Genomic DNA, 19,416 nt, shown 5'->3' on the forward strand with positions numbered 1-19,416 from the left:
GACAGCCAGGTGGTGACGCAATTATGACCCGCAAGGATTACGACGAACGCAACCGATTCGAGCCATCCGCTCGTGCCGCAACCGAGGACGAAGACCTATTCGTACTTCTGAGTTGCTACTTCGACGGAGAAGCCAGCGAGACCGAACGCCAGCAGGTCGAGAGACTCTTGGCGACGAGCGATCGCGCCAAACAACTCTATCGCCGTCTCGAACGCACCAGCGCCGGACTGCAACAAATGCCCGTTCCCGTCAGCGAAACGCCGCCGGAAGTAACAGCCGAACGAGTATTTACCCGCCTGCGCCGAGACCGACAGCAACGCTGGGCTTGGGGCGGAAGCGCCATCGCGGCCCTCTTTCTCGCCGCCGTATCGGGGCTACCTGCCAACTTCTCGACGCGCACCCCGCAAATCGCCCACTCTCCCGCACCGACTGCATCTTTCGAGGTCGAAAGCCTACCCTCCTCTCTCCCTCGTCCCGATGTTTCCCCCGCACCGTTGCGGGAAGCCGAAAAATCCCTCACAGCACGGGCGTTGTTCGTCGAATAATTACGTCGAATCTTGACAAGGGACATCGACAACAACCGACCCCCATCCACAACTGGCATCAACTGATATCGACTGGCATCAAAGAGCGTCTTTCAAGACCTCGATGCCAGTTTTTACGGCTTCGTAGCCGAAAATTAAAATCAGTGCGCTCAGGGTTCCCCCCATCGCACAGACTACCAATCCCATCAAACTAATCGCCCCGTCGTCTTCAAGCAATCCAAATCCCGTAATAAAAATCCCCATCGCCGGAAGCGTGTTCGTACCGGGGATGGGAACCATCATCGAAACCGACATCAGGGCGATGGCCAAACCCAGAACGACTCGCCCGACGGGACTCGTACAAATCCCACTCAAACGAGGGCGAGACAGCACTTCAATCCGCTGCAACCAAGGCAAACCCTTTTTCAAAACCCCCTGCACCGTCGAAAGGGAAATATCGCGATCGAGCCAATGTTGGACGAAATAGGGACGTTCTCGTCCGATGACGAGTTGCAACGCCAACCACAACATCACAATACCAAAAGGAATCGAATATCCCGGCGCCGGAATCGGCAACGCCGACGGTAGCGACAACAACACGAACAGAAAGCCGAAACTCCGTTCTCCGGCAATTTCGATAAGGTCTGCCAGCTTCACACGATCGAGACGCTCTTCCGCAAAAAAATAACCGTGGAGTTCCGTAGAAAGCTTAGCCACAGATCGATCGCTCCAGATGTTGTACAGAGAAAAACAGCTTACATCAACGACTCGTCACCGACCCGAAACCCGGTATCTCGAAAATACCGGGTTTCTCAGAATGCAGAGTTCGACGAAACACCCTACACTCTACAAGCTTCGCGCTTGACTGACTTACGTTCCCGACTGCCAAGAATTGATGTATTCAATCTGTTCGGGGGTCAGCGTATCCATTTCAATGCCCATCGCCTTCAACTTCAAGCTGGCGATTTCACGATCGATCTCTTCCGGAATCGAGTGCAGACCCGCTTCCAGCTTGCCTTTATTCTTCACCAAATACTCACAAGCCAGAGCTTGGTTGGCGAAACTCATATCCATCACCGCGCTAGGATGACCTTCCGCCGCCGCCAAGTTCACCAAGCGACCCTCACCCAACACGATGACCGATTTACCACTATTGAGCTTGTACTGTTCCGTGAACGGACGCACCGTTTTCACTTCGCTCGTCATCTCCTTGAGAGATTTCAGGTCGATTTCGATATCGAAGTGACCGGAGTTACAAACGATCGCGCCGTCTTTCATGGCCTCGAAATGTTCGCGGCGAATCACGTGCTTGTTCCCCGTCACCGTCACGAACAAGTTCCCCAACGGAGCCGCTTCTTCCATCGGCATCACGCGGAAACCGTCCATCACCGCTTCGATGGCGCGAACCGGGTCGATTTCCGTCACGATGACGTTGGCGCCCATACCGCGACCGCGCAAGGCGACCCCTTTACCGCACCAGCCGTAACCGGCCACCACCAGGGTTTTACCCGCCAGCAGCATATTCGTGGCGCGAATAATGCCGTCGAGGGTCGATTGACCGGTACCGTAACGGTTATCGAAGAAATGCTTCGTATCGGCATCGTTGACGTTCATGGCCGGGAAGGTCAACACGCCATCGTTGAACATGGCACGCAGACGCACGATTCCGGTGGTGGTTTCTTCGTTGGTGCCGATGAGTTCGGGGAGTTGGTCTTGACGCTCTTTCACCAGCGTCGCCACCACGTCCGACCCGTCGTCGATGATGATGTTGGGGTGGTGGTCGAGGGCGATTTGAACGTGACGTTCGTAGGTTTCCGCGTCTTCCCCTTTAATGGCGAAAACGGGGATGCCGTGGTCCATCACCAAACTGGCAGCCACGTCGTCTTGAGTAGACAGAGGGTTGCTGGCAATCAGCAGGGCGTCAGCACCGCCGGCTTTTAAGGCGATGGCCAAATGTGCCGTTTCCGTGGTGACGTGGCAGCAAGCCACTAATTTGATGCCCGCAAGGGGCTTTTCTTGCTCGAATCGATCGCGGATTTGCGCCAAAACGGGCATTTCCCGACCCGCCCAATCGATACGTTGTTTACCGTGGGGCGCTAGAGCGGGATCTTTAATTTCGTGCTTGATAGCCGTTGCGGTCATATGTCAGTGACTTCCTTTACAGAATTGCAGTCTTAACTAGGGTACTCCCTACCACGGAGAACGAACAGGGAGGTGATGGGAGGATGGTACGATCGCGATGATGAGATGGGGAGAGGGGGAGCCGAGGAGAGGGGGAGAAATTATCAATTATTAATTGTTTTTCCTCATCACCTCATCATCTCCTCACCTCATCATCTCCTCACCTCATCATCTATTTCTCGATTTTCACCGATTGAATTTTGTCGCCTTGAGCGATCGAGAGAACTACGTCCATGTCCTCCGTTTGGCCGAAGACGGTGTGAACGCCGTCGAGGTGGGGTTGGGGTTCGTGGCAGATGAAGAACTGGCTTCCGCCTGTGTCCCGTCCGGCGTGGGCCATTGACAGGGTTCCGGCCACGTGCTTGTTCTTGTTGATTTCACATTTGATGGTGTAACCGGGACCGCCGGTTCCGTTTCCGTTGGGACAGCCGCCTTGAATCACGAAGCCGGGGATAACGCGGTGGAAGCTCAGGCCGTCGTAAAATCCTTTTTCCGACAGTTCGACGAAGTTTTTTACGGTGTTGGGCGCGTCTGCGTCGAAGAGTTCGAGGTTAATCGTTCCCTTGTCGGTTTCCATTATGGCTCGGGTCATGGCGTTATCGTCTTAAGTCAGGTTATTTGCAAACTGACCTATCTTAACGCACGGACGATGTGGGGTTGAGGCGGGGTTCGGTACAATGGCGAGCGGTTTACGGGATAGCGATCGACATCAGGATCGAAATTAGGATCGAAATAGCGATGGCACAGTATTTTGCAACGGTGGCGCGAGGTTTGGAAGAAATCGCGGCGCGGGAATTGGAAGGGTTGGGGGCGCAGTCGGTGCGCCCGGAGTTTGCGGGGGTAGCGTTTGCAGGCGATCGCACGCTGTTATACCGCGTCAATTTGTGGGGGAGAACGCTGTTTCGGGTGCTGGTACCGATGGCGGAGTTTCGCTGTACTTCGGCGCCAATGCTGTATCGGGAGGTTCGCGCCATCGATTGGGAAAACTATCTCAGTCCGGAAAATACCTTAGCGGTCGATTGTACGGGGAAAAACCAACAGCTCAACCACACGCACTTTAGCGCCCTTCAGGTGAAAAACGCCATTGTAGACCGCCAGCGAGACCAGTTTGGGGTGCGATCGAGCGTAGATGTACAAAACCCCGATTTACGCCTCAACCTCCACATTCACCGCGATCGCGCTGTGTTGAGTCTCGACAGTTCCGGCAACAGCTTACACCGTCGCGGTTACCGTCCGGCTGTGGGATCTGCGCCGTTAAAGGAGACTCTGGCGGCGGCCTTGTTGGAGATTGCGAATTATTCTCCGGAAATGCCGTTTTTAGATCCTTTGTGCGGTTCGGGAACCCTACCGCTGGAGGCGGCGATGAAAGCGGGGAACGTGGCACCGGGGTTGTTCCGCGATCGATTTGGCTTTGAAACTTGGCGCGATTTCGATGCGGGAGTTTGGCAACAGTTAAAAGAGGAGGCGAAGGGGGCGAGAAAAATCGAACTTCCGGCGTTTGTGGGGGGAAGCGATCGCGATGGGACGGTTCTCCAACAGGCGAAAACCAATGCCGAAGGATGTGGGTTATCGGGAAATATTAGGTTTCAGTGCGCCGACGTGCGCGATATCGAAGCGCCTTGCGATCGCGGGATTTTAATGTGCAACCCGCCTTACGGGGAGCGGTTGGGCGATCGACAGCAACTCGGGGCGTTTTACAAGCAACTCGGCGATACGTTCAAACAGCGGTTTAAAGGTTGGACGGCTTACGTTCTCACGGGCAGTAAAGACCTCGCCAAACGGGTGGGATTGCGGGCGTCCCGTCGCATTCCCGTCTCGAACGGCGGGTTAGATTGCACCCTTTTAGAATACGAATTGTATTGATTTTCAAACTTAGGCTTAACTCAGAAAAATCACCGCAAAAATGGCGTTTTTGGGGTTTCGGTTGCGCTCGAGCCAACCAACTGCTGGCTCGCTGTTCGCTGTTCACTGTTCACTGCTCACTGAACTCGAATTTGAGCCAAATAGGTATCCCGATAGTAGTGGGAAAGGATTTGACGGTAATCGTACCCCTGTTCGGCCAGATACTTCGCACCCCACTGACTCATCCCGACGCCGTGGCCGAAGCCGCGGCCGGAAATCGTAAAATACCCGCCATAGGCGGTGACCGTAAACAGCGCACTGCGTAACCCCAAGGCCGAGCGGATGCTGTCTCCGTCTACGACGGCGGTTCCCCCGTCCCCGATGACTTTCATCATCACGATGCGGCCGTTGGAGGTCGTGCGTTCGGGTTTCATGTCGTAGACGCTCCCCACCCCCCCTAAACGTTGCGTCACTTCCCACTGGGAAAGCGTTTCCGTCCATTGGTAGTTGGGGGATTGTCGATCGAAATCGGGAACGCCTCGCAGGTAGGGTTTGGCTTCGTCCCAAATCGCCTCGGCATCTTCGGTATGTCCCCCCGAGGAGGAGTGGAACACCGCTTCTATGACTTTTCCGTCGTGACTGAGAACTTGTCCTCGGGTGGCGTGGGTGGCGGCGTGGGTGGCGGCGGCTTCTTCTTCCATCCCCCGATACACTTGCCAAAAGGTATCGTCTCCCACATCGTAAACGTCAGTTCCGTACCGCTGTCGTTGATAGAGAACGTAAGAGCGGGCAGCGACGGCTTGGGCTTTGAGGGCTTCTCGCGGCCAGTCGGGACTCATTTCCGCCCCGAGAACGCTGTAGATGTAAGATTCGATATCGACGTAGTTCACGGCGGTCATGCCGTAACGTCGAGGGACTAACAGCACTTTGCCTCGGTACCATCGATCGCCAATATAAACGTACCCGCGATCGCTCGGTTCGATCCACAACCGTCCGGCTTGCCATTGCGAAAGCGCGACGCTTCCACCGGAACTGCGGGCGAGATGGGCGTGCATTCGGCTTAAATTGCCTAAAATATTGCCCGAACTATCGCGAATTCGGGCGGGGGTCGAACTGCCAACGGTGAGTTCGCTGACGTCTTCGCGAATGGCAACCCGCAATTCTAAAGCCGAGGCAGGCGTCCAGACGAACGCCCACCCGATTAAGGAAAGCCACCAAGTTTTGAGAAAGGTTCCCCAAACTCGTCTAGAGGGTTTTTTTAAGGTGCGATCGATCGGTTTTTTCGGCGTTAAACGCGATCCCCTCGGTTGCGATTGCCTCGTTCGAGAGCCAAGAGACACTGTAGAATTCGAGCGCAGCATCCGTTACTTTCTCCTCACAATTGCTAAAGCACAGAAGCACAGACCTCGTCGATGTTAGAATAGCACAGGAGTTTGAAGACCCCGATCCCCGCGCTGCCATGCGGATCGAAGGTAACGCTCCATGCCTTACGGCTCAACGCAGACTTTCACGAGATTCGATCGCGTGCAAATTACGTTTTTAGGAACGAGTTCGGGCGTCCCTACCCGGGCGCGTAATGTTTCTAGCTTGGCTCTCCGCCTTACCGAACGGGGAGAAATCTGGTTGTTCGATTGTGGCGAGGGAACGCAACATCAATTACTCCGCAGTGATTTAAAGGTCGGACGCATTCGCCGAATTTTTATTACCCACATGCACGGGGATCACGTCTTCGGTTTGATGGGATTGTTGGCGAGTATCGGTTTGGCGGGAAATCCCGATCGACTCGATATTTACGGGCCGCCACAACTCGAAGATTACTTGCAAGCCTGTACCCGTTATTCTCACACCCATTTGTCGTACCCGATTCGGGTTCACAAACACCGCCCCGGTCTCCTCTTTGAAGACGAGGACTATCGCGTCACCTGCGAGCGACTCGACCATCGGGTGACGGCTTACGGCTATGCGGTCGAAGAAAAGGAACGTCCCGGCCGCTTCGATGTGGAACAGGCGAAAGCTCTGGGAATTCCCCCCGGGCCGGTTTACGGACGGCTCAAACGGGGCGATCGCGTGAAACTCCCTGACGGCCGAGAAATCGACGGGAAACAACTCTGCGGGCCGCCGCGACGGGGGCGCAAGGTCGCTTACTGTACGGATACGATTTACTGCGACAATGCTGTGAAGCTGTCTCGGGATGCGGACGTTTTGATTCACGAAGCCACCTTTTCTCACCTGGATGCGTCCATGGCTGAGCAACGGTTACACTCGACTTCGACGATGGCGGCTCAGGTGGCTCTCGGGGCTGGGGTCAAACAGTTGTTATTGACCCACTTTAGCCCCCGGTACGCACCGGGTAACGATATCCAGTTGCAGGATTTGTTGGCAGAAGCGCGGGCGATTTTCCCCAATACGGATCTGGCTTACGACTTTATGACTTATGAGGTTCCCAAGGTTCGAGAAGATCTGGCGTCGATCGCTCGAACTCGTTAGCTGTTGAGGTTGCTTCGGGAATGGGTCGAAGAGGAGCGACTGTCCTCGGTGGTGACGATACGACGGCAAATTTCGCGAAGGCTCACTTGCGTGTTAACCCGCAAACGGGGTTTCGGGAGTTCGTCGTCGGGCCAGAAGGGGAGATCGTGACAGGGACAGGTGGCACAAGATGGCGTCCCGTGCAATAAGACCGGAACCGGCATTTGACAGCGGGCGCAGGGATCGATGTCCCATTGGGGTTCGAGAAGTTGACGAATCGTCTGGGAGGTGCCTTCGAGATAACAATCGCCCGATTCGGGGGATACGCAAAGTTTCCAGCAGTTTTCAAAGTCTTGACTGTAGCGATCGCCGTTAAAAATTGGATCGGGTAATAGGGACTTTCCCGACTTTTCAACGACGAGCTTTTTGCCGAGTTGAAACCAATAGGCTAAATATTCTTTGACTTGAGTTTCAGAAGCCATGCTTGCTCGAGGTAGAAAGTCGTTCGTCTATTCTCTATGCTAGATCGAAATACTCCAAGAATATGCTTCTAAAGTTGTATATAATGTTAAGTTTTGGGAAAACGAGATATTGGCAAGAGGCTGGAGTTCGGTTTGGGTTCAACAGCCAGACGCGAGATATCATAGGCGCTAGCCGGTTTCCTTCGACAGCGATCGATTCGGTTATGCCTATATTTTTAAGGAAAAGGATAAGGCAGAAGAGCGTTGGAAGCGATCGCGGGGATCGGGAGAATTTTCGTCACTTATCAGTTAAAAGACGGCGAATTTAGGTGTTTTGCCGGGAGATTTCAGTGGCGTAAGTTGCAAGGCGATTCTTCCAGGGATGTCAATATAGATAAAGCGAACGCTCAAGGAATCGATCGAAATATCGAATTCTGACGAACCGGCGGTCAGACCGGGAAAAGTTTCGATTTTGACGGTATCCGGAGGAAAAGCGGACAAAGAACGCTGGTTCTCGAAGGGTTGGGAATCGCCGAGATAGAGGCGAACGGCGTGCGCGAAACGAGGGTTATCCGAAGACCCTTCCCAAGGAGCGATCGCGAGGATTTTACCGATGATTTTCCAGACCCATGTCAGTATAGAGGGGAAGCAAAGGCGATCTTTGAGGTCAGCAACGGTTTCTTTGATGGATTATCGACCGTGGAAGAACAGGAGCCAAAGGCAGAGCAACTTTACCGAGAACTAGACCTGGCCCGGCGAGAACTCGAACGCCTGCGGGTCGATCGAACCCTCAGCGAGGTTCAAACGGAGTTACTACGGACGTTGTTGGCATTTGGGGAAAAACCGACGCGCTCGCTGGCCTTGAAATCCATCGGCCAGCAAATTTTGAAATCGGTCAATCAGATCGCCAACGTCTCTGAAAGTAGCTTGTTTTTACTCGACGAGTCCGGTGTCGTGGTTGAAAGTATCTTAGCTCGAGGCGCGACGGTTCGCGACCAGAAACAGTCGATCGTGGGACAGGTTCTCGAACGCGGTTTGGCGGGATGGGTGTATCGAGAACGTCAAATCGGCATCGTCACCGATACCACAGAAGACGAACGCTGGATTCCGCTGCGGAACGCGCCCCATCCCGCTGGTTCGGCGTTGTGCGTGCCGATTTCTCGCAAACAGCGAATTTTGGGCATTCTCACCCTGACTCACCCCACGACCGCTTATTTTCACGCCGATACGGCCAATTTAATGCAGGAACTGTCTCACCGTTTGGCGTTGGTTCTCGAGCTGGTTTGGTCTTATACGGAAGATCGGCCATCTTCTCTTCCTCAATGGCTACCACAGCGATCGCCACGACCTACCCTCTCGCGTCCCGAAGCGTCTCCTAAACCCTCCTCCGATCCCGATGTACCTCCGGAACTTCCAAAAACCTTGCGGATTCGATCGAAATTTCCACCGCCTCCTCCCCGAACTCGTCCCCCAGCTTCTCGTCCGCCCACCTCTCATCCGCCGTTAGACGTTCCTTTGAGTCGGTTATCGAAACTGGGGTTGTATATCGTAGTTTGGGACGGAAAGTTTCTCTATGCTAACCGACAACTCGCTCGAATTTTTGGCTATAAAACTCAAGAGTTAGCCTCTCTTAAAACGATGTTTTATTTGATTTCTGACGACCATTACGATATTGTTTCCGAGAAAATTTATAAGTGCGTTCGCGGACAAAGTAAGCATCTTTCTTGTCAGTTTATTGGAAAATGTAAAGATGGCAGCGCGATCGATGTGGAAATTTACGGCGTCCGGGCTTACTTTTATGGTAAACCCGTTATGGTGGGCGCACTGCGACGGCTCGATCGGGACGCCAGTTAGAGTGGCTACGCCAGCCAAGGTTCAACTATTTAAATCTTTAAAAATCAATTTAAACATCCAAAATGAATTCGCTGATTCAACTCGATTTAATTGACTTAGGTATTGCGGTTGGAATGGCGGCGATCGCCATCGGACTTTCAGCATGGCAACAGTTAGGTTTAGAGTGGAAACTCGCCCTGGCGACGGTTCGGACTATCGTTCAACTGTTAGTGGTCGGGTCGATTTTACAAGTCGTATTTACCTGGAACCATCCCCTAGCAATGGCAGCGTTACTGTTAGTTATGTTAACCATTGCCGCCATCGTTGCTCGCAACCGAATGCAAGCAGAAATACCCGGTTTGCTGGGGTTAGTTTGGGGTGCCATCGGAATCGGAACGGCGTTTACATTGCTGTACGTGAATACATTGGTATTGCGTCAACCGGAAACTTGGTCGAACCCTCAATATCTCGTTCCTTTGGGCGGAATGATGATGGGAAATGCTATGAACGCCGCCGCCATCGCCGGAGAACGCTTCGTCAGTTCTGTAAAATCCAAACGCCTCGAAATTGAAACCCATTTATGTTTGGGTGCAACTCCCCAACAAGCCATTTCTACCTATCGCAAAGACGCCGTTCGCGCCGGAACCATTAGCATTCTCAACTCGATGATGGTGGTAGGATTAGTCACCCTTCCGGGAATTATCACCGGACAACTGTTAAGTGGTGTCGATCCTCTCGATGCAGCGGCGTATCAAATCCTGATTATGTTTTCGATCGCCATGACCAATTTCGTCGCCACCATCATCCTAGTCGAAGGGTTAGGACGGCGCTTTTTCAACGCTTCGGCGCAATTGCAATGAGATGGGAAGATGGGGAGATGGGGAGAACTCTGAAAAAGATCCCCGACATCTCTAAGATACCGGGGATCGGGCTTCACTCTTCCTTCACTCTTCTCTCTGCATTTTTTATCGGGGTTTTACGCCTGTCACGCACCAACTACATCCCGAGAATTTCGTAACCTGCATCCACGTAAAGAATTTGTCCGGTAATACCGCTAGATAAATCGCTGCACAGGAAAGCGGCGGCGTTTCCGACTTCCGTTTGGGTGACGGTGCGACGCAGGGGAGCGCGTTCTTCAAAATGACGTAGCATTTCGTGGATTCCACCCACCGCTGAAGAGGCGAGGGTGCGGATGGGTCCGGCGGAAATGGCGTTGACGCGCACGTTTTGGGGACCGAGTTCGTCGGCGAGATAACGGACGTTCATTTCTAATGCGGCTTTGGCGATTCCCATGACGTTGTAGTTGGGGATGACGCGCACGCCGCCGAGGTAAGACAGGGTAATGATGCTTCCACCGTCAGACATCAGGGGTTTGGCTAACGCCGCCATCTGCACCAGGGAGTAGGCACTAATTTCGAGGGCCCGCATATAGCCTTCGCGACTGGTATCGCTGAAGTCGCCGCTGAGTTCGTCTTTCCCGGCAAAGGCGAGACAGTGAACGAGAATGTCGAGTTTGCCCCATTTGTCAGAAATGGCATCGAACACCGCGCGAGTTTGGTCGTCGTCTTGGACGTTGCAGGGTAGAAACAGGCTGGGAGACAGGGGTTCGACGAGGCTCGCAACTTTCTTTTCGTGGCGGCCGCGATCGTCGGGGAGATAGGTTACGCCGAGGTTTGCCCCCGCTTTGTGGAGTTGCTCCGCGATACCCCACGCGATCGAGCGGTTGTTGGCAATTCCCGTCACTAATGCGTTTTTTCCTGTGAGATCGAGCATAAGTTAAATCAATGTCGTCGGTAGTCACTCGCGATCGGGTTCGACGGGGACTGACCCGCCGACTTGCCGTCGTGTTCGAGATGTTCGAGCTTTCGGCTAAGATATGGTCAAGATATCACTAGCAGTTGCGTAAAGATTTTACAATCGTGAGGGAACCTTTTTGTTGAAATGCCGTTCTCGCGATCGATACTCGGTAGAAGCGTATCAGATTTTACCAATTTTTTTTGAAGAGTCAATTTACCGTAGTGTAAAGTGCGTACCGGGCGTCAGTCGCGGTATGTCAGTCAAACCGAAGTCGCCCCCGTATGCTCGATCGGGCCAGACGCGACTCGGACGCATTGGACAGGGGGAGGAAGATGGTAACGATGCAAGATAGACCACTAGCAGCAGTGTTTCGGCAGATGGGAACGGGAACCTTTCCCCCTGTCGTCGAGAGTTACGAACGAGGGAAAACCATCTTTTTCCCAGGAGATCCCGCCGAACGGGTATATTTTTTACTGAAAGGGGCGGTGAAGCTGTCCCGCGTGTACGAAGCTGGAGAAGAGATTACGGTCGCCTTGTTGCGAGAAAACAGCGTCTTCGGTGTGCTGTCGCTGATTACGGGACATCGCTCGGATCGCTTTTATCATGCGGTGGCGTTTACTCCGGTGGAACTGTTGTCGGTTCCCATCGAACAGGTGGAAAAAGCCCTCAAAGAAGATCCGGACTTGTCGATTTTGATGTTACAGGGGTTGTCGTCTCGGATTTTGCAGACGGAGATGATGATCGAAACGCTGGCTCACCGGGATATGGGATCGCGCCTGGTGAGTTTTTTGTTAATTCTCTGTCGCGATTTTGGGATTCCCAGTCCGGACGGAATTACCATCGATCTCAAACTGTCTCACCAAGCGATCGCTGAAGCGATCGGTTCGACGCGGGTCACGGTGACGCGCTTGTTGGGGGATCTGCGCCAGGAGAAGATGATTTCGATTCACAAGAAGAGAATTACGGTTCACAATCCCGTTGCACTCAGCCAGCAATTTACTTAATCGCTTTCTTTAACGCGGTCGGAAATAGCGGTTAGAATAGCATCCGTCCCGTTTTTCGGCGACGGTGTGCTTAGAGTGTCTCGGAAACGGCAAGGTATGACCACCAGATACGTCCCCAAGGGGTCTGTTGGGGTGTGGGCGTTAGGCGACGCGATCGCTCGAGGCGGTCGTGGTTTTGTCGTGGAAAAAACGAAGGTTCGATCGCCCAAACGACCCTTTGCAGTACGTGGTGGGACGCGATGACCACGGGATACGTTTTGATTTTGGCTATGTTAGTCCTCGGTTGCGCCATCGCTACGGTGGGCGATCGCATCGGGACGAAGGTGGGAAAAGCGCGGTTGAGTTTGTTCAACTTGCGACCCCGCAAAACGGCTACGTTAGTCACCATCGTGACGGGAGGGCTGATTTCGGCGTCTACGTTGGGGATTTTGCTGGCGGTGGACAAGCAGTTACGGACGGGTTTGTTTGAGTTAGAGGAAATTCAGCAGGATTTGTATTCGGCGCGGCGGGATTTTCAGCAAACGCAGCAGCAAAAGGAGAAAGTGGAAGCGGATTTGGCGGAGGCTCGCCAACGCCAGCAGGAGGTCCAACAGGAGTTAACGTCGTTGAACCGCTCGTTGGAACAGGTGTCTCAGGAGTTGTCGGACGCCTTGGAACAGCAAGTGCTGACGGAGGAACAGTTGGCGCAAACGGAGGCGCTGCTTGAGGATGCGGAGGTGCTGCGGCGCGAGGCGGAGGTGGAAATCGCTCGCATTGAGGACCAGTTGAGTCAGACGGTGGCGCAAAAGGCGACGCTTCAGGGGGAAATCGACCAGTTACAAGCGGAACGCCGGGAATTGATCGCCAGAACTGAGCGGGTTCGAGAACAGTTGGCGTTGCGCGATCGCGAAATTCAGCGAAACCAAGATTTGTTGGCGCGACAGGAACGGGAACTGCGGGAACAGGAACGGTTGCTGCTTCAGCGGGAAGATCTGTTGGCGCAGTTGGAGGCGCAACAGCGGTTGCTCGAACGTCAGGTGCGATCGCTCGAACAGAATTTTCAGCTTTTGCGAGAACGTCGCGTGGCCATCGGTCGCGGTCAGGTGTTAGCCTCGGGTACGGTGCGCGTCACTGACCCGGATCGAGCCGATCGCGCGGTGTTGGTGTTGTTACAGGAAGCCAACCGGGTGGCGGTTCAATTGACTCGTCCGGGGGTGGAGGAGGTGGAGGAACCGACGGTGCAAATTGCGCGATCGGAGTTGGAGCAGTTGGTCGATCGACTCTCGGATGGCGGCGAATACGTGGTTCGCGTGATGTCGGCGGGAAACTACATCTTGGGAGAGGAAAACGTTCAAGTCTTTTTTGAGGTGATGCGAAACGAGGTGGTTTTCGAGGAAGGGGAAATTATCGCCGCTACCACCATCGATCTCGATGATACGACTCCGGAAGGGGCGATCGAAAAGATGTACTGGCTGGTGGAAGCGGCGCGATTTCAAGCCCAGCGCCAAGGTATTTTAACCGAACGCATTGAAATCGGCGACGGACGCCCGGAAACGGTCACGGCGTTTTTAGATGCAGCCGGAGAACTTGAGGGAAATATCGAAGTTCGAGCCATCGCCCGAGATATCACCTATACTTCGAGTTTGTTGCGGTTAGATTTAGTCGCTACTCGCAACGGTGAAGTGATTTTAGGTACCACCAACACCGAACCGGAATCCGAATCTGATTAATCCTCTGTGTCCTCTGTGTCTCTGTGGTGAATTCTCTCGTTGGGTTTCCCGTTCGCTTCACCCAACTTCCTCATTTATTTTACTTCGACAAAAACTCTTGAAAATTCGGACGTTTGAGTTGAAACCGAAAAACCACCTTGCGATCGATCGCCGCGTCCCGCTCCAAATTCGCATCTAATTCGCCCCGTCCCGAGGTTAAAATTTTTTGTAAAAATTTATCTTTATTCTCAAACTTGAACTCGTCTGAAAATAAATAATTCGCCACGGCTAAGGAACGATTTAAACTCAACTGTAAGTTTTCTAACTCGTCACCATCCGAACTGGTATGACCTTCTATTATAACACGAGCAACCTGATTTTCAAACTCAGGATTCGAGAAAATGACATCGCTGTAAACCGGAATAAACTCTCGTAAAAACTGCTTTCCTTCCGGCTTCAATACCGCACTATTTTTATCGAACAAAATGCGATCGCCGATGCTGACATCTCCCGTTTCGGGATCGACGCGAATATCGTCACCCCCTAAATCCCGTTCGATGGCGTTGAGAACCACCACCGGAAGCCGTTCGAGGGCGTCTTGATACTGTTTTAACTGCACCATCACCGTCACGAACAACAGGGCGAAAAACAGCAACAAGCCGGACATCAAATCGCCGATTGACAGCCAAATTCCCGATTCTTCCTCTGCATTCAAATCTTCCGCTGCTTCGTTCCACCAATCGGACATTTATCGATCTCCATTTCCTAACTGTCCCATTTCCTCAGAAATCGTTGTCGCAAAGAGTTCTCCGATTTCCTCTAAATTCTGACGCTGTTTGACGAGGGTTTCTTTTAACAACTCGTTTTGCTGAGAGAAAAAGCCGTCGAGAGCGTATTGGTAATCGAGGCGAAACCGCTGTAATTCCTCTTCTACCGTTTGGCGGGTTCCTTGAATCGTTTCGTCAATATTTTCCAAACTCGCCGTTAACTGATATCGCGCCGCTTCCATGGTTTTTACTGTTTCGTCACCTACGGCGTTCAACAATTCTGCTTGACTGGAAAACGCCGTTTGACTTCGATCGAGCAAATTTTGGGTGCGTTGCTGTACGTCGTCGAGGAGCGATCGCTGTATTTCCATACTGTCTTGTAACGCCGTCTGAGTTTGAGTTTGGAAGTTTTCCAAGGCGCGATCGAGTTGGTTGGAAAATTCCTGTAACCCCGCCATCGCCTCCCGTTGAGTTTCGCCAACTGCGTTGATAGATTCCCCGAACTGCGATACGGAGGTTTCCAGACGTTCGCCAAACTGAGAAATCGCCGTTTGGGTGCGTTCCGTTAACTCGCCGCTGCGTTGGAGTTGCTGCGCGATGGGTTCGATGAGTTCTCGTTTGAACTGATTTTCTAACCGTTCGACAATCTGAAGCGGAACGGTTTGTAATTCCTGGGTTCCCCGCAACGCCGCTAACTGACGTTCCTGAAGTTGGCGAATTTGCTGCAACTCTTCGACAATACGAGTGTCAACTCCGGAATTTCCCGAGGTTTCCGAGGCCAAACGGGATAAGATCCGGGCGGGAGAGTCGAGAAACGCTACGGTATCGAGGCGCGATCGCACTCGGTTTCGACACCCCATCCGCACTCGATCGCCGATGGCGAGAAACACCACGAAACCGCTGGCGCTTCCCAATCCGCACAGGGAGGTAAAAAACGCCACTTTCATCCCTGCTAAGAGTTGGGTACTGGTGGCGAGGAGGGTTTCCGTTTCTGCGATCGCCTCCAAACTCACCTGTTGCAATCCCAGATAAATTCCGGTGAAGGTTCCCAAAACACCCAACGCCGTGAGGAGTGTTGGCGCGAAGGCGACGGGACTGCGGGGAACCCCTCGCCAGAGAATTGTAGGATAAGAGAGTAAGACGAAACGGTGTCCTCGGCGACGGGGACGAAAACAAGGGCGATCGCTCTCGTCAATGTCGCCGTCGAGATGTTCGAGAAGCCAGCGCACTACGCGATCGTCGAGTTGTTCGAGGGGAATGGCGTGATTTTCTGGGTTCGATCGCAGGTTCGATCGTAGTAACCGCACCGCCTTCGCCGTCGCGTAACAGCCTCGATTCCAGTAAATCCAAATCGATCGCACTTCGAGAGCGATCGCCGCGATCGACAGACTGACAATCAGACTAATAAAAACAGAATCAACGCGATCGACGAGTTCGATTAGCACGATTGCAACTTCACCTCAACGATTTGCTATTTTACAAAGCATCGAGATTTTTTGGGAACGCGAACCACCGCCTCCGTAACTTGCAACAATAAGCTTGAACCGCTTTGTAGAACCTACTCAAACCTGGACAAACCCGGTTAAATGTCTACTCTACACTTCGTTGTCAGAGGTCGGCCTTACTGACTCTGTGTAGCTTAAGGAGCCTCTGCTAGACCCCAACGCTCTATATTTAGAGCAGCGTTCCAATCCCGGTCTATTGACTCATCACAATCAGGACAATAGAAAATCCGGTCACTCAATAAAAGGTTTGGATTATAAAAGTCACACTTATAGTGAGTCTTGCTAGAGGGCATAAACCGTCCGATAACTCGAAGCTCACAACCGTATAATTGGGCTTTGTATTTGAGTTGCCGGACTGTTTCGTACCATCCCATCAAACCAATGGTTCCAGCTAACTTATGGTTAGCCATCATGCCTTTAATGTTCAAGTCTTCAATACAAATCACCATTTATGCAAGTCAATAGCTGAAGGAAACTTGATATGAGTATCTGAGCCAACTTGTTTAGCCAGATTATTCACATCAAGAATGAGCTGGGTGTACTGAAGTCCTTGATTAAATGCGTGTCTAGCCACCCCGGCATGTTTCAAGAACAGAGTTCGCTGCCTATTATTTGGGTTTAACTCTGTCTTGAAGCCAAGTAGCATGTGTGCAATAATTGAGTGAGTAATATTTGCTTATCTTAAATCATGCCTAGATTAAACGTCAACCTTCCAGACAGGGAAATGAAGATATTGCAAGAATACTGTTCTGAAAATAATCGCTCTCAGACGGATGTAATTAGAGAGTTTATTAGAACTCTAGAAAAGAAACCTAGACAATCTGAGTAGCCTTGTCCAGTTTTGAGTATATTTTTGAGTTCTAGAAGAGTCCCCCGATGACAGCCAACACCGTCACACCAAGGCGCCACTCTCGCCACCGAAAGGCGGCTCGAATTTCCGCGATCGCCTTACTCACCCTTTCCCTTTCCGCACTGTTCCCCAATCTCGCCAAAGCTTTCGAGATAAAAGTGGGAGTCGTACAGCGATTCGGCGACGAACCCGGCGACAGCATAACCCTCGAACCCGCCAACAGCGAGAGTTTGACGGTGACATATCTCGGCGGCGACGGAACCCCGCAAACCCAGCAACTCCCGAAATTGAAACTGGAAGTACTATCCCAACCCCTCGAAACCTCAGTGTTAGAAGAACGGGTGGTGTTGAGTACCCATCGCAGTTACGAAAACGCCGAACAAAGCGCGAAAGAATGGCGCGATCGCGGAATCGAAGTCGAAATCGCACAACCGAGCGATATTTGGGAAGTTTGGGCGAAACGAGACGTTTATCAAACGCCCCTATTGCGGCGACTGTTAATCGAAAATCTGAAAAACCAAGGATTCGATATCGCCTATTTACAAAACCAAGTTCTCGATCGCCGACTTCAAGCCGGTTGGGAAAAAGAGGGCTTTCGCTACAACCGCGACGAAATCGAAATCGAGAGTTCCGGCGCCATCCGCGTCGTCGAAGGCGACACGCAACATACCTACGGCGGAACCCTGCGACTACAACCCAACGCCTACGGGAGTTATACCCTCGTCAACGACGTTTCGATCGAAACCTACCTACGGGGTGTCGTTCCCCACGAAATCGGTCCCAACGCCCCTTACGCCGCCGTCGAAGCCCAAGCGATTATCGCCCGAACCTACGCCGTCCGCAACTTACATCGCTTTAAAATCGACAACTACCAACTCTGCGCCGACACCCACTGTCAAGTTTACTGGGGATTAGACAACACCGTAGACAAAGCCGATCGCGCGATCGCCGCCACCGCTGGACAAATTCTCACCTACAACAACGAACCCATCGACGCCTTATATTCTTCGACAACGGGAGGAATTACCGCCCCCTTTGAAGATGTCTGGGATGGCGAACCGCGTCCTTATTTAACGGCGGTTGTGGATTCGGTGAACGGAATTTGGGATATCGCCACGAAGCCGTTAAACGACGACGCGAATTTGAAAGCGTTTATGGCGTTAAACGATGGCTTTAACGAGTCGGAGTGGAATACTTTCCGCTGGAACAAACCGACGAGCTTGAAGGAAATGACGGATTTTTTAAAACGGTATTATCGCCGCAACAACCGTCAAATTGACTTTTCGGAAATCAAGCAGGTGGATATCGTAGAACGGTCTCGATCGGGGCGTATTTTAAAAATGACGATTACCACCGATCGGGGTGTCATTGAAATTCCCAACGACGAAATCCGAAATGCCTTTTATCCGCCGATTAGCACCTTATTTTATCTCGATCCGATTTACGAAGAAAACGGCGATACTAAAACCCTTTGGGGATATCGGTTTATCGGCGGTGGGTTCGGACATGGCGTCGGCTTGAGTCAAACGGGAGCCTATCATTTAGCAGATGTGGGGAAATCCAGTCGAGAGATTTTGGACTTTTACTATCCAGGGACAGAGTTAAAATTGTTAGAAGAGGTATTTTAAGCGTATTTTCGCGTAGGTTAAATGTAGCGAAAGCGAAACCCAACAACCACAACTCGATCGAGTTCTTAAAATCGCCTTTTCTAAATTCATTTTTTTAAAATTCCTCCTGATTTGATAAAATTCACATCGCGATAGAACCATCTCTAAACAAGCCATGACACTCACCAATACTTCTACCGCAAAATGGTCAGTAAATGACTATCATCAGATGATTGAAGCTGGTATTCTCAGGGAAAGAAACGTAGAACTGTTAGGGGGAGAAATCATCGAAATGACCCCAGAAGGGCCATGGCATACCGTTTGCGGAGAAGGATTAGCCAACTATTTACGCAGAAATTTACCAGAAACAGCTTGGGTACGAGAAGCACGTCCGATTACCCTCGCAGACTCCGAACCCGAACCGGATATCGCCATCGTGCGATCTCCTGGGTTTCGATACGCCGAACACCATCCTTATGTCGAGGATATTTTCTGGCTGATTGAAGTTTCTGATACGACTTTGGCGAAAGATTTGAACGAGAAACAAACGATTTACGGAAAAGCTGGAATTCCCGAATATTGGGTGTTAAATATTAAAGCGAAAACGGTCGTTATTTTTCGAGAACCGAACGATAACGGTTATAATATACGGCAAGAAGTGAGTCGAGGAACTCTTGCATCTCTGGCGTTTCCCGATTTAGAAATACCTTTAGAGAAACTATTTTCCGGGCAGATTTTGAATTAAATATTACTCGGTTGGGTTTCGACTTCACTCAACCCAACCTACTCCGACTGGAAACTAGCCAGAGGCGGGAAACGAGAACCAAGATTTATCAACTATAGCCATAGGAAATGATTCGTGGCCAAATCCCCGATCGATCCAGGGCTGTG

General features: G+C 52.0%; 21 protein-coding genes. 10 read left to right on the forward strand and 11 right to left on the reverse strand.

Annotated elements, in window-relative coordinates; all coding sequences use genetic code 11:
- Positions 1–23 precede the first annotated feature (23 nt).
- Positions 24–545: an anti-sigma factor family protein gene (locus ACP5D4_RS07815; RefSeq protein WP_428011068.1), complete on the forward strand. Its 522-nt coding sequence runs from the start codon at positions 24–26 to the stop codon at positions 543–545.
- Positions 546–623: 78 nt separating this feature from the next.
- On the opposite strand, the gene ACP5D4_RS07820 is transcribed toward ACP5D4_RS07815, so the two are convergent.
- From ACP5D4_RS07820 to ACP5D4_RS07830, 3 genes are all read right to left on the reverse strand, one after another.
- Positions 624–1,241, reverse strand: a complete 618-nt coding sequence (locus ACP5D4_RS07820; protein ID WP_428011069.1) for an exopolysaccharide biosynthesis protein — start codon at positions 1,239–1,241, stop codon at positions 624–626.
- A 153-nt stretch (positions 1,242–1,394) separates the two neighbouring features.
- Positions 1,395–2,666 (reverse strand): adenosylhomocysteinase, encoded by a 1,272-nt coding sequence (gene ahcY, locus ACP5D4_RS07825; protein WP_428011070.1) that lies wholly within the window; start codon positions 2,664–2,666, stop codon positions 1,395–1,397.
- A gap of 211 nt (positions 2,667–2,877) precedes the next feature.
- A complete protein-coding gene (locus tag ACP5D4_RS07830; protein WP_428011071.1) occupies positions 2,878–3,297 on the reverse strand; it encodes a peptidylprolyl isomerase in 420 nt (139 codons plus the stop codon).
- A 146-nt stretch (positions 3,298–3,443) separates the two neighbouring features.
- Between ACP5D4_RS07830 and ACP5D4_RS07835 the strand changes: the two genes are divergently transcribed.
- The gene (locus tag ACP5D4_RS07835; RefSeq protein WP_428011072.1) at positions 3,444–4,568 is read left to right on the forward strand and encodes a THUMP domain-containing class I SAM-dependent RNA methyltransferase; all 1,125 of its coding nucleotides are present in this window, start codon (positions 3,444–3,446) and stop codon (positions 4,566–4,568) included.
- 116 nt (positions 4,569–4,684) lie between these two features.
- On the opposite strand, the gene ACP5D4_RS07840 is transcribed toward ACP5D4_RS07835, so the two are convergent.
- Entirely contained in the window at positions 4,685–5,908 is a 1,224-nt protein-coding gene (locus tag ACP5D4_RS07840; RefSeq protein WP_428011073.1) for a SpoIID/LytB domain-containing protein, read from the reverse strand.
- Between the two features lie 163 nt (positions 5,909–6,071).
- On the opposite strand from ACP5D4_RS07840, the gene ACP5D4_RS07845 reads away from it, so the two are divergent.
- Entirely contained in the window at positions 6,072–7,034 is a 963-nt protein-coding gene (locus ACP5D4_RS07845; protein ID WP_428011089.1) for a ribonuclease Z, read from the forward strand.
- On the opposite strand, the gene ACP5D4_RS07850 is transcribed toward ACP5D4_RS07845, so the two are convergent.
- Together ACP5D4_RS07850 and ACP5D4_RS07855 are read right to left on the reverse strand one after the other, a co-directional pair.
- Positions 7,031–7,495, reverse strand: coding sequence for a hypothetical protein (locus ACP5D4_RS07850; protein WP_428011074.1), 465 nt, complete (start codon positions 7,493–7,495; stop codon positions 7,031–7,033). The two genes, ACP5D4_RS07845 and ACP5D4_RS07850, sit on opposite strands and share 4 nt — an antisense overlap.
- A gap of 288 nt (positions 7,496–7,783) precedes the next feature.
- On the reverse strand, positions 7,784–7,975 hold the full coding sequence (locus ACP5D4_RS07855) for a hypothetical protein (protein WP_428011075.1): 192 nt from the start codon (positions 7,973–7,975) through the stop codon (positions 7,784–7,786).
- Positions 7,976–8,173: 198 nt separating this feature from the next.
- Here ACP5D4_RS07855 and ACP5D4_RS07860 point away from each other — a divergent pair, with 198 nt between their 5' ends.
- Complete coding sequence (locus ACP5D4_RS07860; RefSeq protein WP_428011076.1) at positions 8,174–9,328, forward strand: GAF domain-containing protein; 1,155 nt, start codon at positions 8,174–8,176, stop codon at positions 9,326–9,328.
- A 62-nt stretch (positions 9,329–9,390) separates the two neighbouring features.
- Positions 9,391–10,167 carry an ABC transporter permease gene (locus ACP5D4_RS07865; protein WP_428011077.1) on the forward strand — a complete coding sequence of 259 codons (777 nt, stop codon included), beginning with the start codon at positions 9,391–9,393 and terminating at the stop codon, positions 10,165–10,167.
- A 136-nt stretch (positions 10,168–10,303) separates the two neighbouring features.
- On the opposite strand, the gene fabI is transcribed toward ACP5D4_RS07865, so the two are convergent.
- Positions 10,304–11,080: an enoyl-ACP reductase FabI gene (fabI, locus tag ACP5D4_RS07870; protein WP_428011078.1), complete on the reverse strand. Its 777-nt coding sequence runs from the start codon at positions 11,078–11,080 to the stop codon at positions 10,304–10,306.
- Positions 11,081–11,436: 356 nt separating this feature from the next.
- Here fabI and ntcA point away from each other — a divergent pair, with 356 nt between their 5' ends.
- Entirely contained in the window at positions 11,437–12,108 is a 672-nt protein-coding gene (gene ntcA / locus ACP5D4_RS07875) for a global nitrogen regulator NtcA (RefSeq protein ID WP_428011079.1), read from the forward strand.
- A gap of 239 nt (positions 12,109–12,347) precedes the next feature.
- Complete coding sequence (locus ACP5D4_RS07880; RefSeq protein WP_428011080.1) at positions 12,348–13,817, forward strand: DUF3084 domain-containing protein; 1,470 nt, start codon at positions 12,348–12,350, stop codon at positions 13,815–13,817.
- A gap of 79 nt (positions 13,818–13,896) precedes the next feature.
- Here the strand turns inward: ACP5D4_RS07880 and ACP5D4_RS07885 are convergent, their stop codons facing one another.
- The 4 genes from ACP5D4_RS07885 to ACP5D4_RS07900 form a co-directional block, all read right to left on the reverse strand.
- Positions 13,897–14,544 carry an OmpA family protein gene (locus ACP5D4_RS07885; protein ID WP_428011081.1) on the reverse strand — a complete coding sequence of 216 codons (648 nt, stop codon included), beginning with the start codon at positions 14,542–14,544 and terminating at the stop codon, positions 13,897–13,899.
- Positions 14,545–16,008 carry a hypothetical protein gene (locus tag ACP5D4_RS07890; RefSeq protein ID WP_428011082.1) on the reverse strand — a complete coding sequence of 488 codons (1,464 nt, stop codon included), beginning with the start codon at positions 16,006–16,008 and terminating at the stop codon, positions 14,545–14,547.
- A 194-nt stretch (positions 16,009–16,202) separates the two neighbouring features.
- The gene (locus ACP5D4_RS07895) at positions 16,203–16,517 is read right to left on the reverse strand and encodes an RNA-guided endonuclease InsQ/TnpB family protein (RefSeq protein ID WP_428011083.1); all 315 of its coding nucleotides are present in this window, start codon (positions 16,515–16,517) and stop codon (positions 16,203–16,205) included.
- The gene (locus ACP5D4_RS07900) at positions 16,511–16,714 is read right to left on the reverse strand and encodes a helix-turn-helix domain-containing protein (protein WP_428011084.1); all 204 of its coding nucleotides are present in this window, start codon (positions 16,712–16,714) and stop codon (positions 16,511–16,513) included. The genes ACP5D4_RS07895 and ACP5D4_RS07900 overlap by 7 nt, the downstream gene beginning before the upstream one ends.
- Positions 16,715–16,756: 42 nt before the next feature.
- On the opposite strand from ACP5D4_RS07900, the gene ACP5D4_RS07905 reads away from it, so the two are divergent.
- From ACP5D4_RS07905 to ACP5D4_RS07915, 3 genes are all read left to right on the forward strand, one after another.
- Positions 16,757–16,897, forward strand: coding sequence for a ribbon-helix-helix protein, CopG family (locus ACP5D4_RS07905; RefSeq protein WP_428011085.1), 141 nt, complete (start codon positions 16,757–16,759; stop codon positions 16,895–16,897).
- Between the two features lie 47 nt (positions 16,898–16,944).
- Positions 16,945–18,546 carry a SpoIID/LytB domain-containing protein gene (locus ACP5D4_RS07910; RefSeq protein WP_428011086.1) on the forward strand — a complete coding sequence of 534 codons (1,602 nt, stop codon included), beginning with the start codon at positions 16,945–16,947 and terminating at the stop codon, positions 18,544–18,546.
- 154 nt (positions 18,547–18,700) lie between these two features.
- The gene (locus ACP5D4_RS07915; RefSeq protein ID WP_428011087.1) at positions 18,701–19,270 is read left to right on the forward strand and encodes a Uma2 family endonuclease; all 570 of its coding nucleotides are present in this window, start codon (positions 18,701–18,703) and stop codon (positions 19,268–19,270) included.
- The last annotated feature ends 146 nt before the right edge of the window (positions 19,271–19,416 follow it).

Source organism: Baaleninema sp., assembly GCF_049974805.1.
Lineage (GTDB): Bacteria > Cyanobacteriota > Cyanobacteriia > Cyanobacteriales > Geitlerinemataceae > Baaleninema.

What these genes read in the sequence shown, in the direction of transcription:
- ACP5D4_RS07815 (WP_428011068.1), top strand. Translation starts at nt 24, where the DNA reads ATGACCCGCAAGGATTACGACGAACGCAACCGATTCGAGCCATCCGCT.
- ahcY (WP_428011070.1), bottom strand. Translation starts at nt 2,666, where the DNA reads ATGACCGCAACGGCTATCAAGCACGAAATTAAAGATCCCGCTCTAGCG.
- ACP5D4_RS07830 (WP_428011071.1), bottom strand. Translation starts at nt 3,297, where the DNA reads ATGACCCGAGCCATAATGGAAACCGACAAGGGAACGATTAACCTCGAA.
- ACP5D4_RS07835 (WP_428011072.1), top strand. Translation starts at nt 3,444, where the DNA reads ATGGCACAGTATTTTGCAACGGTGGCGCGAGGTTTGGAAGAAATCGCG.
- ACP5D4_RS07840 (WP_428011073.1), bottom strand. Translation starts at nt 5,908, where the DNA reads ATGCTGCGCTCGAATTCTACAGTGTCTCTTGGCTCTCGAACGAGGCAA.
- ACP5D4_RS07850 (WP_428011074.1), bottom strand. Translation starts at nt 7,495, where the DNA reads ATGGCTTCTGAAACTCAAGTCAAAGAATATTTAGCCTATTGGTTTCAA.
- ACP5D4_RS07865 (WP_428011077.1), top strand. Translation starts at nt 9,391, where the DNA reads ATGAATTCGCTGATTCAACTCGATTTAATTGACTTAGGTATTGCGGTT.
- fabI (WP_428011078.1), bottom strand. Translation starts at nt 11,080, where the DNA reads ATGCTCGATCTCACAGGAAAAAACGCATTAGTGACGGGAATTGCCAAC.
- ntcA (WP_428011079.1), top strand. Translation starts at nt 11,437, where the DNA reads ATGGTAACGATGCAAGATAGACCACTAGCAGCAGTGTTTCGGCAGATG.
- ACP5D4_RS07880 (WP_428011080.1), top strand. Translation starts at nt 12,348, where the DNA reads ATGACCACGGGATACGTTTTGATTTTGGCTATGTTAGTCCTCGGTTGC.
- ACP5D4_RS07885 (WP_428011081.1), bottom strand. Translation starts at nt 14,544, where the DNA reads ATGTCCGATTGGTGGAACGAAGCAGCGGAAGATTTGAATGCAGAGGAA.
- ACP5D4_RS07895 (WP_428011083.1), bottom strand. Translation starts at nt 16,517, where the DNA reads ATGGTGATTTGTATTGAAGACTTGAACATTAAAGGCATGATGGCTAAC.
- ACP5D4_RS07900 (WP_428011084.1), bottom strand. Translation starts at nt 16,714, where the DNA reads ATGCTACTTGGCTTCAAGACAGAGTTAAACCCAAATAATAGGCAGCGA.
- ACP5D4_RS07905 (WP_428011085.1), top strand. Translation starts at nt 16,757, where the DNA reads ATGCCTAGATTAAACGTCAACCTTCCAGACAGGGAAATGAAGATATTG.
- ACP5D4_RS07910 (WP_428011086.1), top strand. Translation starts at nt 16,945, where the DNA reads ATGACAGCCAACACCGTCACACCAAGGCGCCACTCTCGCCACCGAAAG.
- ACP5D4_RS07915 (WP_428011087.1), top strand. Translation starts at nt 18,701, where the DNA reads ATGACACTCACCAATACTTCTACCGCAAAATGGTCAGTAAATGACTAT.